Source organism: Prochlorococcus marinus str. MIT 0918, from assembly GCF_027359415.1.
Lineage (GTDB): Bacteria > Cyanobacteriota > Cyanobacteriia > PCC-6307 > Cyanobiaceae > Prochlorococcus_E > Prochlorococcus_E marinus_C.
In genome coordinates, this window is record NZ_CP114780.1 from 561149 (window position 1) to 574822 (window position 13674).

Sequence of the window (13674 nt, forward strand, 5' to 3'; positions counted from 1 at the left end):
AAAACAACATGACAGAAAAATATACTAAAAAAAAGAATGTAAGTTCATCCAATATTGCCCCTAAGCGTGTACGCAAATCATCTATACCTAAAGAAGTCGCCAACAGAATGGCAAGGAGAATAGCCTTTACTACAGGTATACCTACTTTTTTAGGCATGGGGGTATTTATATTAAGTTATTGGTTAATTATCAAAGGGATAACAGATGTTCCTCCATCAATAACCCTAACAAGCTCAGCAATCTTTTTTTTAACAGGTCTATTTGGATTAAGCTATGGAATTCTTTCCGCAAGTTGGGAAGAAGCATCAGGGAGCTTATTAGGTTTCGAAAATATTCGACCAAATATTAAAAAGATGCGTAGTGCATTTAAACCTGTAAATCCTTCAAATGAATAGAAAAGTTTAATTAACCAAGCTTTTACTACAAGTTGCATTAAAGGATATTTGATTCAAGGACTCAATTAAAGCATTAGGGTCTTTCACACAAAACTGATGGCCTAAGCGAATATATTTGTTCTTTTTATAATCTTTAATTACAGCAACAACAGGAACTTTAACTCCAAGCTCATCCTTTGAAGGGCGATGTTTATATATACATTCTCTCAGACGATGTAGGTATTCAATATTACCAACCTGCTCAGGTAATAAATCTATTAATACAAATCTCATTTCATCTATTGAACGACAGTCATCAACGATTAATTGAACTTTTTCATCTCTTCTATCAACTCCCCCCCAAAGAAGTAATCGAGCTTCAGTTAACAAATGATCGGAGAGCCTCATATAACTCTTTGGGAAAACCACAGCTTCACAAGAACCTGTTAAATCTTCTAGCTGTAAAATAGCCATTCGATCACCTTTTCTAGTATTAACCACTCGCATATCTGTAATCATTACAATTACACTTACTTTTGATTTATCTTTTTGCTCATCCAAATCAATTAAACCAATCGGAGCAATAAGTTTGGCTGGTGAAGAGAGTTGTTTAAGAGGATGATCAGACAAATAAAAACCAAGTAATTCTTTCTCTAGTCTTAGCTTTTCAGTTGGAGAATAATCACTAACTAAAGCTCCTTTTGGGGGACAAACAGCCTCAGGTTGACCTGATTGATTCGAAGAGCCAATTGATAAATCAAAAAGATTACCTTGTCCGCTTAAACGATCCCGAGCACGGGAAGAGGCCCAATCAATAATTAAATCTAAATCTTTAATCAACTGTGCACGATTTGATTCTTGATTAAATGAATCAAGTGCTCCACAGTGAATTAATGCTTCGAGGGATCTCCTATTTAAAATATTAATAGGTATTCGATCACATAAATCTGCTAAAGAAAGAAAAGGACCTTTATCTTCTCTTGAATTAATTAATTGTCTAATAGCACCCTCTCCAAGATTTCTTATAGCTGTTAGTCCAAAAAGGATGTGATTGTTTTTAGGAGTAAAATCTATACCAGATGAATTAACATCTGGAGGTTTAACTTCTATCCCCATAGAATTACAGTTAGCGATATATCGTTGGACCTTATCGCTTGAGCCAGCATTAACTGACAACAATGCCGCCATATAGGCAACGGGATAATGCGCTTTTAAATAAGCAGTTTGATAAGTAACTGCTCCATAAGCAGTAGAATGACTCTTATTAAAACAATACTCGGCAAAAAGAACCATCTGGTCAAACAAATTATTAGCTATCGAAGAATCAACTCCGTTTTTACTTGCTCCTTCAATGAAAAAAGTTCGGTGTTTTTGCATTTCAGCAACCTTCTTTTTTCCCATAGCTCGTCTCAACAGATCTGCCTGTCCTAAGGAATAACCAGCCAGATCTTGAGCTATTTTCATAATTTGCTCTTGGTAAATCATGATCCCATAAGTCTCTTCAAGTATTGGTGCTAAAGACGGATGTGGAAAATCAATTGATTCTCGACCATGCTTACGATTTATAAATTTAGGTATAAGCCCTGCATCAAGTGGACCTGGTCGATATAAAGCTAAAATTGACGATATGTCATCCAATGATGATGGTTTTAAGTCTCTAACTATCTGACGCATTCCACTAGATTCAAGCTGAAAAATACCTTCTAAATCTCCTCTTGATAACAAGTCAAAAGTTTCTTTATCTTCCATAACTAATTCATCTAGGTTAACTTCATCTCCTATAGACTCTTCGACAAGACTTACTGTCCTATCTAGCATAGTTAAATTCTTTAATCCAAGAAAGTCCATTTTTAAAAGTCCAAGAGATTCTATATCTTCCATAAAATATTGTGTAATTATTTGCCCATCATTATTCCTCTGAAGTGGTACTAAATTATCTAATGGATCAGATGCTATAACCACTCCTGCAGCATGAACTCCAAAAGTCTTATTTGTCCCTTCAATACGCATAGCTAAATCAACCCATTTTTTTACTAAAGGGTCTTTTTGATATTTATCTCTAAATTCAGTATTTGGTGAATCTTTTTTTATCATTGCAGAAAGCTTTGCAGGCTTTCCACGAACTACAGGTATCAACTTAGCAAGTCTATCTGCTTCTCCATAAGGAATATCCATAACCCTTGCAACATCCTTCAAAACAGCCTTAGAAGTCATTCTGTTAAATGTGATAATTTGAGCTACTTTGTCCTCTCCATAACGTTGTGTGACGTAGTCAATTACTTCACTACGTCTTTCTATGCAAAAATCAGTGTCTATATCAGGCATAGACTTCCTTTCGGGATTCAAAAACCTCTCAAATAGAAGCCCATTCTTTACAGGGTCAATATTTGTAATCGCTAGTGAATAAGCCACCAATGATCCTGCTGCCGAACCTCTCCCTGGTCCTACAGGTATAGATTGTTCTCTAGCAAATCTTATATAATCCCAAACAACAAGAAAATATGTAGGGAATCCCATTTGCTCGATAATTTTCAGTTCATTGAATAATCTTTGTGTGTAATCTTCTCCCACTAAATCGATATTTTTTAAATTCAGTCTTTCTAGTAATCCCTGCTGAGCAACTTCTGACAAATATTCAATGGAAGTTCTACTACCTGGTATGGGGAAAGTAGGCATTTTATAATCACCAAGAATTGAATACTCCTCAATTTTATCGGCTATAATCTTAGTATTAGCTACGGCTTTTGCAACTATCTTTTCATCTAGATGATCAAGATACAATTTCTTCATATCAGCTTCAGACTTCAAATATTCTGTTCCTGTATAACGTAATCTCTTTTCATCTGAAATTAATTTACCAGTTAGTACGCAAAGCAATGCATCATGTGCTTCTACATCATTTTCGCTCAAATAATGTGCATCATTTGTTGCTATTAATTCTATATTTAACTCTTTAGATAGTTGTGACATCGCAACATTAACTATTCTATCTTCCATTGCTCCATGGTCTTGTATTTCAAGATAAAAATCATTCTCAAAAGTTTGTTTATACCAACTTGCAACCTCTCTTGCCACATCAAAACGTCCGCGTAAAATAGCCTGAGGGATTTCACCTCCAAGACATGCTGTAGAAATAATCAAACCTTCTTTATATTTCATAAGCAATTCCTTATCTATACATGCTCGCGCAAAAATCCCTCGCCCTCTCATTCCTTGAAGATGGCTAATTGTTGTTAATTTGACTAAATTTCTATATCCAACAGCATTTTTGGCAAGAACTACAAGATGATACCGCTTTTCTTTTTTCTGATGTGGGTTGGATATTGAACCATTAATCACATACATTTCATTCCCAATAATTGGCTTGATTCCTTCTTTCTTACATAATTTCAAAAGCTCTATAGCCCCATACATAACGCCATGATCAGTAAGAGCTAAGGCGGGGAAGCCAAGCTCTTTTGCTCGTGAAACCATCAATGGCAGCTGGCTAGCACCATCTAAAAGGCTGTAATCGCTGTGATTATGTAATGGTACAAATGCCATTACTCTATTCTACTAAGACACTAAATATACAGCCTCTTTATTCACACATAACGCTACATATAGTGCAAGATATTAAGAAGGTATTAAATTTGTGGCTGGTGCAGAACCCATTACATGAGCAGTTTGCTCATATTGATGTGCTACTTGCAATAAACGGGGTTCTTCAAGAACATTTGATATTAGTTGAAGACCAATAGGCAATCCCTTTTTATCAAACCCACAAGGAAGACTTATAGCTGGGAGCCCAGCTAAATTAGCTGGAATAGTCAATAGATCTGAAAGATACATTGACAAAGGGTCATTCTCATGTGCCCCTGCAGCAAAAGCAGTAGTAGGAGCCGTAGGGGTTAAAAGAATATCAACATTTTGAAAAGCATTATCAAAATCACGTCTTATTAAAGTCCTCACCTGTTGTGCTTTTTTGTAATAAGCATCTACATACCCTGCAGACAATGCATAAGTGCCTATCAAAATTCTTCTTTGAACCTCGCTGCCAAAACCTTTAGCTCTACTAAAAGAAGTCATAGAAGACAGACAATCTTCATTGTCCGCTCTAAAACCATATTTCACTCCATCGTATCTAGCCAAATTTGCTGAGGCTTCTGAGGGTGCAATTACATAATAAGTAGCTATTCCATCAATAAAACGAGGACATGAAACCTCTATTACCTCTGCTCCAAGAGATTCAAGGTGAGCAGCAGCTTTTAAAACCGATTCCTTCACTTCTAAATCAAGTCCTTTCTGGTTAAAACATTCTTTAATCAGTCCAACACGAAAACCTGATATAGAGGCAGACAAATGCTCTGTAAAGTCAGGGACTGGAACATCTAAACATGTTGAATCTTTAGGATCTTTTCCTGCTATAACCTGTAAAAGTTCTGCAGAGTCTGCAACATTATTAGCGAAAGGGCCGATCTGATCTAATGAACTCGCAAATGCTACCAAACCCCATCTACTAACCCTACCGTAAGTAGGCTTTAGTCCTACAACACCACAAAAAGAAGCAGGCTGCCGTATCGAGCCTCCAGTATCAGATCCCAAAGAAGCTACGCACAAACCCGATGCAACAGCAGCGGCGCTGCCTCCTGAACTCCCACCTGGGACTCTCGTAGTATCCCAAGGGTTAAAAGTTGCTCCAAAAGTCGAGGTCTCTGTAGAACTTCCCATCGCAAACTCATCTAAATTTGTTTTTCCTATTAATATTGCTCCTGACTTCCAAAGTCTTTCGGTTGCTGTAGATTCATATGGTGGTATAAATCCTTCTAATATTCGACTTGAACATGTAGTCGGTATACCTCTAGTACATAGATTATCTTTAATGGCTATAGGAATACCTGCTAAAGGAGGTAACTCTTTACCAGCAGCTCTAGCTTCATCTATTTGAGAAGCTAATTTCCGCGCTCTTTCATGGTGTAAATACAAAAAAGAATGAATAGTACCGTCGAGTTTTTCTATTCTAGAAATTTTTTTCTCTACAAGTTCAAGAGAAGACACTTCTCCCTTGATCAATCTTTCTCGCCATTTAGCTATGGTCATTATTTAATCCGAAATACTTAATATATGAAACTATCTTATCTAAACAAAGAGAAGATAAATTCAAAAAGTTAAAGGTTCAACTCTTCTACAGCGAACATAGCTGTGATTGATAGACCCTATTCCTTCGCCAGACAAATCATTTAAAAATAATTTCATCTTGGCTTTTAGACTTCTCTTGGTTAAGAAAGGTCCAAACCAATAAGTGGTAGCAGGATTATTAGTTTCGATTCGAGCCCACCAGGCCAAACCAAAACTATTACCTATGCTTCGAAATGCCCTAATTGGGCCCATAATTTATAAAAGATCTTTTCTTATGTTACTACTTTGATATAAAAAATCTAATGATAAATTTAGTTTTTTTTTATATAAATGATCAATCAAGCATTTTTCAACTTTAAAATATAACGTTGTCTTTATAATTTAAGGTTGTTCATAGCAACCCTCTAATAGTCTTTTAAAGGTTTTGTTGTCAATTTTGCTCTTAGCAACTTAGGAGATGGAGCCTGACCTGAAAGGTCTTTCATCCATCCTTGACGAGCAATCTCATACATAAATACTGATGTTGCTACTGAAGCATTCAAACTAGATGTCACCCCTCTTAAAGGAATTCTTACAAGTTCATCACAATATTTTCTTGTAAGAAGAGAAAGACCTTTATCTTCAGACCCTATTACAAGAACTAATGGGCCATCAAACGAAATTTCATTAACAGTTTTATCACCATCTCCTGCCAAACCAATAGCTGTATATCCAATTCTCTTCAATTCTTCAATAGCTCTATTCAAATTAACTACTCTTGCAACCGGTAAATGTTCTAATGCACCTGCAGCTACTTTTGCTACAGATCCTGTCAATCCTGCACTTCGTCTTTGAGGAAGAATAATTCCATGAGCTCCTAAAGCTTCTGAAGATCTAACTATTGCACCTAAATTATGAGGATCCGTAAGACCATCAAGAGCTATCAAAACAGGAGGTTCGTCTAAAGAACTACACCCTTCTATCAAAGCCTTTAAGTCAAAAGTCTCAGATGCTGCTGTTTGAAGAGCAATGCCTTGATGAACACCACCACTAGTCAAATGAGCCAATCTTGCCCAAGAAACTTCTTCAACTAGAACACCTAAAGATTTGGCATCTTTTAAAAGTTGAAAAAAACGAGGTGAGCTTCTAATCTCACCAGTACACCAAATTCTATGAATAGGCCTACCAGACTCAAGAATTGACTGAATTACATGCCTACCCCAAAAAATATCATTTGACTCATTGTGAAAAACAGTCTTTTCTTCTTCTCGCTCATGATTTTGATTTTTATTGATAAATCCTTCTTTTTGGTGTTTTTGAAAAATAGGTTTTCTTCGTCTATCAAAATATTTTACCTCTTCGGAATTATTAGAAAATCTGTCTGTATTTCTTTTTGATTGTACGCGGCCCCATTCTCTTGTAGGACTAGAGAAGCTCTGATTAGAAGTTGATTTATTTTTCTTATTCCTTAAGTCTCTTTTTTGATTTTCATTATCAACAAAATTTTCGCTAAAAGCTCTTGAAGCTTTTCTATAAGTTTTTCCTTGTGACTGATCTTTATTGGTTTCTTGCCAACTCATTGAAGAAGGGTTGCCACGATATTTCCTACCTTCTATTGAAGAAGATCGAGATGTTTTTCTGCCCCGGCGATCTTTAAAGCTCATTATTTTAATAAAGGTTTATCAGATTGAATTGCATCTAATTGATCCAATAATTGTGCAAGGCGAATTGGGTTTTTTAAAAACAACCATCCGATTAGAGTTTCGAATCCAGTTGCCTTTCCATAAATAGCAATATTTATCTTACGAGAGCCACGACAAACTCGATTGCGTCCTCGTTTAACAAAATTTCTTTCAATTTCAGTTAAATGAATCTCTAAAGATGAAAGGGCTTCTGCTTGTGCTTCCGCCTTAACCTTAGTCACAACTAAATCATGAAGATCTTTTGCTCTAGCTGGTTTCTGACATAGGCGAAGTCTTTGATGCATCTCCCAAACGGCATCTCCTAACCAAGCTAATTGAATAGGTCCTAGATCATCAGGAGAACCTGATGGTTGTAAAGATCGAATCCAATTAGTCAAGCCGCAACTTGGCTAAGAGCCTTACTTAAGTCTGATGACAAATGAAGATAATCTTCTAGACGAACAAGTTTTATTGTTTGAACAACTCTTGCATTACCAACAACACCAAGAGATTTCTTAGCCTTCTTACAAGTTTTAGCAAAATGAACAATAACTCCTAATCCAGAAGAATCTATAAAATCAATTTTTGTTAAATCCAAGACAACGGGCAATTTATTTGCGGTGAACTTTTCATTAACAAAATTTGTAAATTGCTTCTCTGAATAAGCATCTAGCTGTCCAGTGAAATAAAAAACCAAACAGCCTTTCTTTTTCTCAGACCCACCCCGCAAAGAAACGGTCAATCGTTGTAAATCGTTTATGGGACCAATCCTCCCTAATGCTTCTCAAAAGAAGTGTAGTTATCAATGAGCAAGTCAACCACGATTCAACGTCGTTCTGACATTACTTCAGCAAAACGTGCAAAATGATAATCTGCATCATGAGGCCCTGGACTGGCTTCTGGGTGATATTGAATCCCGAAAACAGGTCTGTTACACATTGCTATGCCTGCTACTGTCCCATCATTAAGATTTAAATGAGTAATATCTACATTGTTTGAATTTAATGATTCTGCTTCAAGAGCAAAGCCATGATTTTGGCTAGTAATTTCAACACGGCCACTTATGCCACATGGATGATTTAAACCTCTATGTCCATAGGTCAATTTAAAAGTTTTACCACCTAGAGCCAAACCTAAGATTTGATGGCCTAGACATATGCCAAACATAGGTAAATCTCTTTCTTCAATTAATCTTTTAGCTAAATCAATTCCTTCCTTAACAGCAGCTGGATCACCAGGTCCATTTGAAAAGAAGATTCCTTCTGGTTCTAAATCCAATACATCTTTATAGCCTGCATTCGAAGGCAGCACAACAACTTCACAGCCATGTGCTACAAGCCGGTTCAAAATTGATCGTTTAATCCCAAAATCAATAGCTACAACCTTAAAAGGAATTTGTGGTTCCAATTTCAATCTTTTATCAAATTCTGGAATAGCAGTTGTGTCCCATTTGTAAAACTTTGTCGTAGTAACTTTTTCAGCTAAATTAAGTCCCTTCATGATAGGAGCAGCTTGAATTCTTTCTAACAAACTAGACAAAGAAACTTCTTTCAATTCAGAGCAAATAAGAGCATTCATAGTTCCAGAGCTTCTTAAATGCCTTACAAGTTCTCTTGTGTCAACACCATATATGCCAACAACATTCTCTTCTTTAAGCCATTTTTCAAAAGTGATATTTGCACGCCAATTACTAGGTGTTCGAGCAAAGTTTCTTACGATAACACCTTTTGCATATGGGGAATCAGATTCATTATCTTCAGAATTCACTCCAGTATTACCTAGTTCAGGGTATGTAAATGTTATTAATTGCCCAAAATAACTTGGATCAGTTAAAACCTCTTGATATCCGGTTATGCCAGTATTAAATACTATTTCACCTATTACAGTACCTTTACTTCCAAAAGACTTTCCTTTTATTAAAGTGCCATCAGATAAAAGCAAAATTGCATCGTCTTTCTCAAAAGTAGTCATATTAAAATAATAATAAAAAACTTGTCATTCTAAAAATATTTATTCTAAAAATCCTTTTAACTCATTAAATTTTTCCCAAGGCCTACCAGATTCCATAGATTCTAAAGCTATTTTCACTCCCTTACTTATATCAATCTCAACTCCTGAAGCCCATAAAACCAAAGAAGTGTTAAGGGCTACTACATCCTTTTGAGCTTGGGTGCCTTCACCTTGCAAAACAGTTTGAAGAATCTCTTTATTTGTTATCAATGAGCCACCTTTAAGCTCATCATTTGATACAGGTTTAAGCCCTAATTCTTTGATATTAATCACTTTGGAATTTATATGGCCATTTTCAAGAAATCTAAAATCATTACTGCCTTCGAGAGATGCTTCATCCAAACCTCCTCCTCCATGAACAACTACGGCTCTTTTTAGGCCAAGGTTTTTCATTGCGACTACCATTGGGTCTAGCAATTCTTGTTTCGCGACACCTAACACTTGCGCTTTAGGACGAAATGGATTTACTAACGGTCCAAGCAGATTAAAAATAGTTCTTATTCCTAGGCTTTTTCTTAATGGAGCCAAATTAACTAAAGAAGAATGCCAAACAGGTGCAAATAAAAATGTAATATTTGTCTTTTCAATAGCATTAGCAACTAATTCAAGAGGCGCATTTAAATTTATCCCAAGTTCTTCAAGAACATCTGCAGAACCAACCTTTCCACTTGCACTTCGGTTTCCATGCTTAGCAATAGTTACTCCACAAGCAGCAGAAACAAATGCCACTGCTGTTGAGATGTTAAAAGTATCTGCTCCATCCCCCCCTGTACCACATGTATCTACCAAAAACGATTCAGAAAGATTCAAAGAATATTCACATGCGTCTCTAAGAACTTCAGCCATAGTAGAAAGCTCTAGACCTGAAACAGGCTTAGCTCTTAAAGCAGTTAAAAAAGCTCCTGTTTGTACAGGTAAAAGTTCTTCCTTGAGCCAGGCATTCATAAGAGTTTTGGCTTCCAATGAATTCAGTTCTTCAGCTGATAAAACCTTTTCAAGTAGTTTTGGCCAAGAGACAGTCGACATAAAATACGCTCAAAGAAAAGTCAGGTGCTATGCACTCTGGGCCAAATCATAGAGATATTTCTAACTCTTACCTGAAAAATTTTTATAAAAGAGTTTAAGAGAAAGAAATTATCCAATTAAAATCAACTTGAAGAATTATCTGATGTATCAAAACTTGACCCTAGATTCTCATCTGCATAATTAGAAGGTCTATACCCTTTTGACCAAATATCTCTTGTTTTAGAATTAAGTGTCTCCTGAGTCATTCCCCAAGATTTTAAAATTTTAGCTATATCCAATTGAATATCCTTGGCTCCAGGGAAGCCCTCATATCTCATTAACAACCTAGCAATGTTAAGCAAGTCTTCGTCTTCTGGCATGTCTTTAGATATCAATCTGTTTAGGTGTTCACGATCTACTATGTACAGTGGATGGTTCTGTCCTTCCATTAAGCAAAAGCCTTACTTAAGAAAACTAATATATCAACTTTCATCCTTACCGATATAGATTAATTATTAGAGTTTTCAAATCATGGCAGTTTTTAGGATTGATCTAATAAAAAGATATTTAAGGCCTCATAAAAACACTTTGATATTGGGAGGAGTGAGCCTAATAATTGTAAATATACTAAGCGTAGCAATACCTTTTGAAGTTCGTCGCATCATAGATGCCTTAAAAGAAGGATTTTCCTTTAACGATGTACTAAGCAAATCAGCATGGATAATTATCCTTGCAACAGTTATGGGTTTAGTTCGACTTTTGTCTAGGCAACTGGTATTCGGAGTTGGTAGGCAAGTAGAAGTAAATCTAAGACAAAGACTTTTCGATCATATGCTCATACAAGATCCAGGATGGGTCCAAGGTATAGGAAGTGGAGAGGTTATTACCAGAGCAACCAGTGACATAGAAAACATTAGGAGACTGCTTGGCTTCGCAATATTGAGTCTTACCAATACCTTCCTTGCCTATGCATTCACAATTCCAGCAATGCTAGCAATTAACCCTTTTTTAACTGTTGTTTCCATATCTCTTTATCCAATAATGCTAGGAACTGTTAGGCTTTTTGGAGGCAGAATGGTCAAACAACGCAAGCGACAACAAGAAGCACTATCAAGTCTCAGCGAATTAATTCAAGAAGATCTTTCAGGAATAAGTGCTATAAAAATTTATGGTCAAGAGGTTGCCGAAGAAAAAGCATTCTCAAGTTTAAATAATAATTATAAAAATGCAGCAATAAATTTAGCTAGAACAGCCAGTACACTATTCCCACTTTTGCAGGGAATTTCTTCAATATCATTACTTTTAATTCTTGCTTTAGGGAGCAGTTTTATTGAGAAAGGCTCTCTTACGATTGGAGGCCTAATCGCACTAATATTATATGTAGAAAGATTAGTATTCCCAACTGCTCTATTAGGCTTTACTCTAAATACTTTTCAATTAGGTCAGGTTAGCCTAGAGCGTGTAGAAGAATTACTTAATAACGAACCTCTTATTAAAGATAACATTAATAATAGCCCTTTAAATAAACCAATCAAAGGAAAGTTAAAAGCCAAAAATCTTTCCGTTAGGTATGAAGATAATGGTAAAAATATTATAAAGGATATAAATTTTTCAATTAATCCAGGAGAGTTAGTTGCAATAGTAGGCCCAGTTGGTTGCGGAAAAACAACTCTTGCCAGAGCTTTATGCAGAATGGTAAATATAAAAAGAAACCAATTATTCTTAGACGGTAATGATATTCTTGATCTTAAGCTAGAGGATCTTCGAAAGAACATTGCTTTGGTACCACAAGAAGGATATTTATTTACAGACTCATTAGCAAATAATATTAGATATGGTGATCCATATGCATCAATAAAAGAGATTCAGGAATCATCTCAGCAAGCACATCTTGATGAAGATATAAAAGGTTTCCCTGATGGGTTTGAAACCCTTGTTGGAGAAAGAGGAATAACTCTAAGTGGAGGCCAACGACAAAGGACAGCCTTAAGCAGGGCTTTATTAATTAGCTCACCAATAATTGTTCTTGATGATGCACTTGCTAGTGTTGATAATAAAACTGCAGCAGCAATACTTTCTTCAATTAGGCAACAAGAAAATAGAACTATTTTAATGATAAGTCATCAACTTTCAGCAGCTGCAGCATGTGATCGTATTATTGTTTTAAATGAAGGAGAACTTGTTCAAGAAGGTACTCATACAGATTTGATCAATAAGAATGGTGTATACAAACAACTTTGGGAAAGAGAGAGAGCAGTTGAACAACTAGATTGAGATAAATAAAACATCTTCTTAAAAAGATTCACAAAGAAGGATCTGAAATAAAAACCCATTTAACCTATCAAGTAAAACAAACGCAAACATTAAATGACTACTCCTATACCTACCTCCTATACCCTGAAATGCGACCTAACATTTGGAGATATTTATCTTCAAATACTTGCTTGGATGGCGGTTATTTTCGTAAGTTTAGCCGGTGGATTAGGCTTGATGGGGTCTTCCAGACCAATATTTGCTCTTATTGGAGTTGGCTTAATTCTAGTACTAAGCCTCCCATTCTTATTATTTGCTTTTGTTACTACTTTATTAAATCATATTAAATTGATACCTAAATCAATTACCCAAGTCGATCAATCTTAAAATGTTCAAAAATTGGCTAACTAAAGAAAAAGAAAATTCTTACTATCCTGAAGGGGTAAAACATTTTGTATTAGGAAACAATATCAATTACAAACCCAGTAATAAGCAAAGTGAAATATATTTTGGATGTGGATGTTTTTGGGGAGCTGAGAAAGGGTTTTGGAAATTACCTGGTGTAATAACAACCGCTGTTGGATATGCAGGTGGGGATAATGAGAATCCTACTTATAGACAAGTTTGCTCAGGAAATACTAATCATGCTGAAGTAGTAAGAGTTGTTTGGGAAAAGTCTGAAATTGATATCAGTGATTTACTTAAAATGTTCTGGGAATGTCATGATCCCACTCAAGGGAATAGACAAGGAAACGACTGTGGGAGTCAATATCGTTCAGCAATATTTACTAATAACAAAGAACATCTTGAAATAGCTTTTAAAAGCCTTAATGCATATCAAAATCTTTTAACTCAGGAAAAATTTGGATCAATAACAACTGAAGTTAGTAGCAATCAAACTTTCTACTTTGCTGAAGAATATCATCAGCAATACCTTGCGAAACCAGGCAGTAGGCCATATTGCTCAGCAATGCCAACAAATATTTCTTTACAGAATTTTCCTGGATCAGATTATAAGCTAAGTACTAGTATTTGGGAAAATTTTAATTGGGAAGAAAATCATTGTGTCCTCAGAAGCAGCAATGATCCAATAAAAAAATGAATGAAAACCTAGATGATAAGACAATAATAACAATAATAATTTGTACTATACTACTTGTATTTATTTTAGTTTTTAGCTTTAGTCGTCCCAAGAATAAATTAGAACCATCTATTCAATGGAAGGATAATGCACCAACAGAATATATTGAATC

Annotated in this window: 13 protein-coding genes; 4 read left to right on the plus strand and 9 right to left on the minus strand. The window is 35.6% G+C overall.

Translation table 11 applies throughout. The annotated features are described in order from the left end of the window. Nucleotides 1-8 precede the first annotated feature (8 nt). Entirely contained in the window at nucleotides 9-395 is a 387-nt protein-coding gene (locus O5636_RS03000; protein WP_269623143.1) for a PAM68 family protein, read from the plus strand. Between the two features lie 6 nt (nucleotides 396-401). On the opposite strand, the gene O5636_RS03005 is transcribed toward O5636_RS03000, so the two are convergent. The 9 genes from O5636_RS03005 to O5636_RS03045 form a co-directional block, all read right to left on the minus strand. Continuing rightward, entirely contained in the window at nucleotides 402-3917 is a 3516-nt protein-coding gene (locus O5636_RS03005; RefSeq protein ID WP_269623144.1) for a DNA polymerase III subunit alpha, read from the minus strand. 72 nt (nucleotides 3918-3989) lie between these two features. Next, nucleotides 3990-5453, minus strand: coding sequence for an Asp-tRNA(Asn)/Glu-tRNA(Gln) amidotransferase subunit GatA (gatA, locus tag O5636_RS03010; RefSeq protein ID WP_269623145.1), 1464 nt, complete (start codon nucleotides 5451-5453; stop codon nucleotides 3990-3992). Nucleotides 5454-5513: 60 nt separating this feature from the next. After that, complete coding sequence (locus O5636_RS03015; protein ID WP_269623146.1) at nucleotides 5514-5744, minus strand: DUF1816 domain-containing protein; 231 nt, start codon at nucleotides 5742-5744, stop codon at nucleotides 5514-5516. Nucleotides 5745-5896: 152 nt separating this feature from the next. Next, nucleotides 5897-7135 (minus strand): 23S rRNA (guanosine(2251)-2'-O)-methyltransferase RlmB, encoded by a 1239-nt coding sequence (rlmB, locus tag O5636_RS03020; RefSeq protein WP_269623147.1) that lies wholly within the window; start codon nucleotides 7133-7135, stop codon nucleotides 5897-5899. After that, the gene (locus tag O5636_RS03025) at nucleotides 7135-7551 is read right to left on the minus strand and encodes a Mini-ribonuclease 3 (protein WP_269623148.1); all 417 of its coding nucleotides are present in this window, start codon (nucleotides 7549-7551) and stop codon (nucleotides 7135-7137) included. The genes rlmB and O5636_RS03025 overlap by 1 nt, the downstream gene beginning before the upstream one ends. After that, the gene (locus O5636_RS03030) at nucleotides 7548-7895 is read right to left on the minus strand and encodes an STAS domain-containing protein (protein ID WP_269623149.1); all 348 of its coding nucleotides are present in this window, start codon (nucleotides 7893-7895) and stop codon (nucleotides 7548-7550) included. The genes O5636_RS03025 and O5636_RS03030 overlap by 4 nt, the downstream gene beginning before the upstream one ends. 83 nt (nucleotides 7896-7978) lie before the next feature. Continuing rightward, on the minus strand, nucleotides 7979-9124 hold the full coding sequence (gene carA, locus O5636_RS03035; RefSeq protein WP_269623150.1) for a glutamine-hydrolyzing carbamoyl-phosphate synthase small subunit: 1146 nt from the start codon (nucleotides 9122-9124) through the stop codon (nucleotides 7979-7981). 39 nt (nucleotides 9125-9163) lie between these two features. After that, entirely contained in the window at nucleotides 9164-10189 is a 1026-nt protein-coding gene (gene trpD / locus O5636_RS03040; RefSeq protein WP_269623151.1) for an anthranilate phosphoribosyltransferase, read from the minus strand. A gap of 122 nt (nucleotides 10190-10311) precedes the next feature. Beyond that, complete coding sequence (locus O5636_RS03045; RefSeq protein WP_269623152.1) at nucleotides 10312-10617, minus strand: DUF3288 family protein; 306 nt, start codon at nucleotides 10615-10617, stop codon at nucleotides 10312-10314. Between the two features lie 82 nt (nucleotides 10618-10699). On the opposite strand from O5636_RS03045, the gene O5636_RS03050 reads away from it, so the two are divergent. The 3 genes from O5636_RS03050 to msrA all read left to right on the plus strand — a co-directional run bounded on the left by O5636_RS03050 (nucleotide 10700) and on the right by msrA (nucleotide 13523). After that, nucleotides 10700-12442, plus strand: a complete 1743-nt coding sequence (locus tag O5636_RS03050; protein ID WP_269623153.1) for an ABC transporter ATP-binding protein — start codon at nucleotides 10700-10702, stop codon at nucleotides 12440-12442. A gap of 93 nt (nucleotides 12443-12535) precedes the next feature. Beyond that, nucleotides 12536-12808 (plus strand): hypothetical protein, encoded by a 273-nt coding sequence (locus tag O5636_RS03055; protein WP_269623154.1) that lies wholly within the window; start codon nucleotides 12536-12538, stop codon nucleotides 12806-12808. A gap of 1 nt (nucleotide 12809) precedes the next feature. Beyond that, entirely contained in the window at nucleotides 12810-13523 is a 714-nt protein-coding gene (gene msrA / locus O5636_RS03060) for a peptide-methionine (S)-S-oxide reductase MsrA (protein WP_269623155.1), read from the plus strand. The last annotated feature ends 151 nt before the right edge of the window (nucleotides 13524-13674 follow it).

Excerpts from the sequence above, each read along its gene's own strand:
- O5636_RS03000 (WP_269623143.1), top strand. The coding sequence starts at position 9 with ATGACAGAAAAATATACTAAAAAAAAGAATGTAAGTTCATCCAATATT.
- O5636_RS03015 (WP_269623146.1), bottom strand. The coding sequence starts at position 5,744 with ATGGGCCCAATTAGGGCATTTCGAAGCATAGGTAATAGTTTTGGTTTG.
- rlmB (WP_269623147.1), bottom strand. The coding sequence starts at position 7,135 with ATGAGCTTTAAAGATCGCCGGGGCAGAAAAACATCTCGATCTTCTTCA.
- O5636_RS03055 (WP_269623154.1), top strand. The coding sequence starts at position 12,536 with ATGACTACTCCTATACCTACCTCCTATACCCTGAAATGCGACCTAACA.
- O5636_RS03045 (WP_269623152.1), bottom strand. The coding sequence starts at position 10,617 with ATGGAAGGACAGAACCATCCACTGTACATAGTAGATCGTGAACACCTA.
- O5636_RS03005 (WP_269623144.1), bottom strand. The coding sequence starts at position 3,917 with ATGGCATTTGTACCATTACATAATCACAGCGATTACAGCCTTTTAGAT.
- carA (WP_269623150.1), bottom strand. The coding sequence starts at position 9,124 with ATGACTACTTTTGAGAAAGACGATGCAATTTTGCTTTTATCTGATGGC.
- O5636_RS03050 (WP_269623153.1), top strand. The coding sequence starts at position 10,700 with ATGGCAGTTTTTAGGATTGATCTAATAAAAAGATATTTAAGGCCTCAT.
- msrA (WP_269623155.1), top strand. The coding sequence starts at position 12,810 with ATGTTCAAAAATTGGCTAACTAAAGAAAAAGAAAATTCTTACTATCCT.
- gatA (WP_269623145.1), bottom strand. The coding sequence starts at position 5,453 with ATGACCATAGCTAAATGGCGAGAAAGATTGATCAAGGGAGAAGTGTCT.
- trpD (WP_269623151.1), bottom strand. The coding sequence starts at position 10,189 with ATGTCGACTGTCTCTTGGCCAAAACTACTTGAAAAGGTTTTATCAGCT.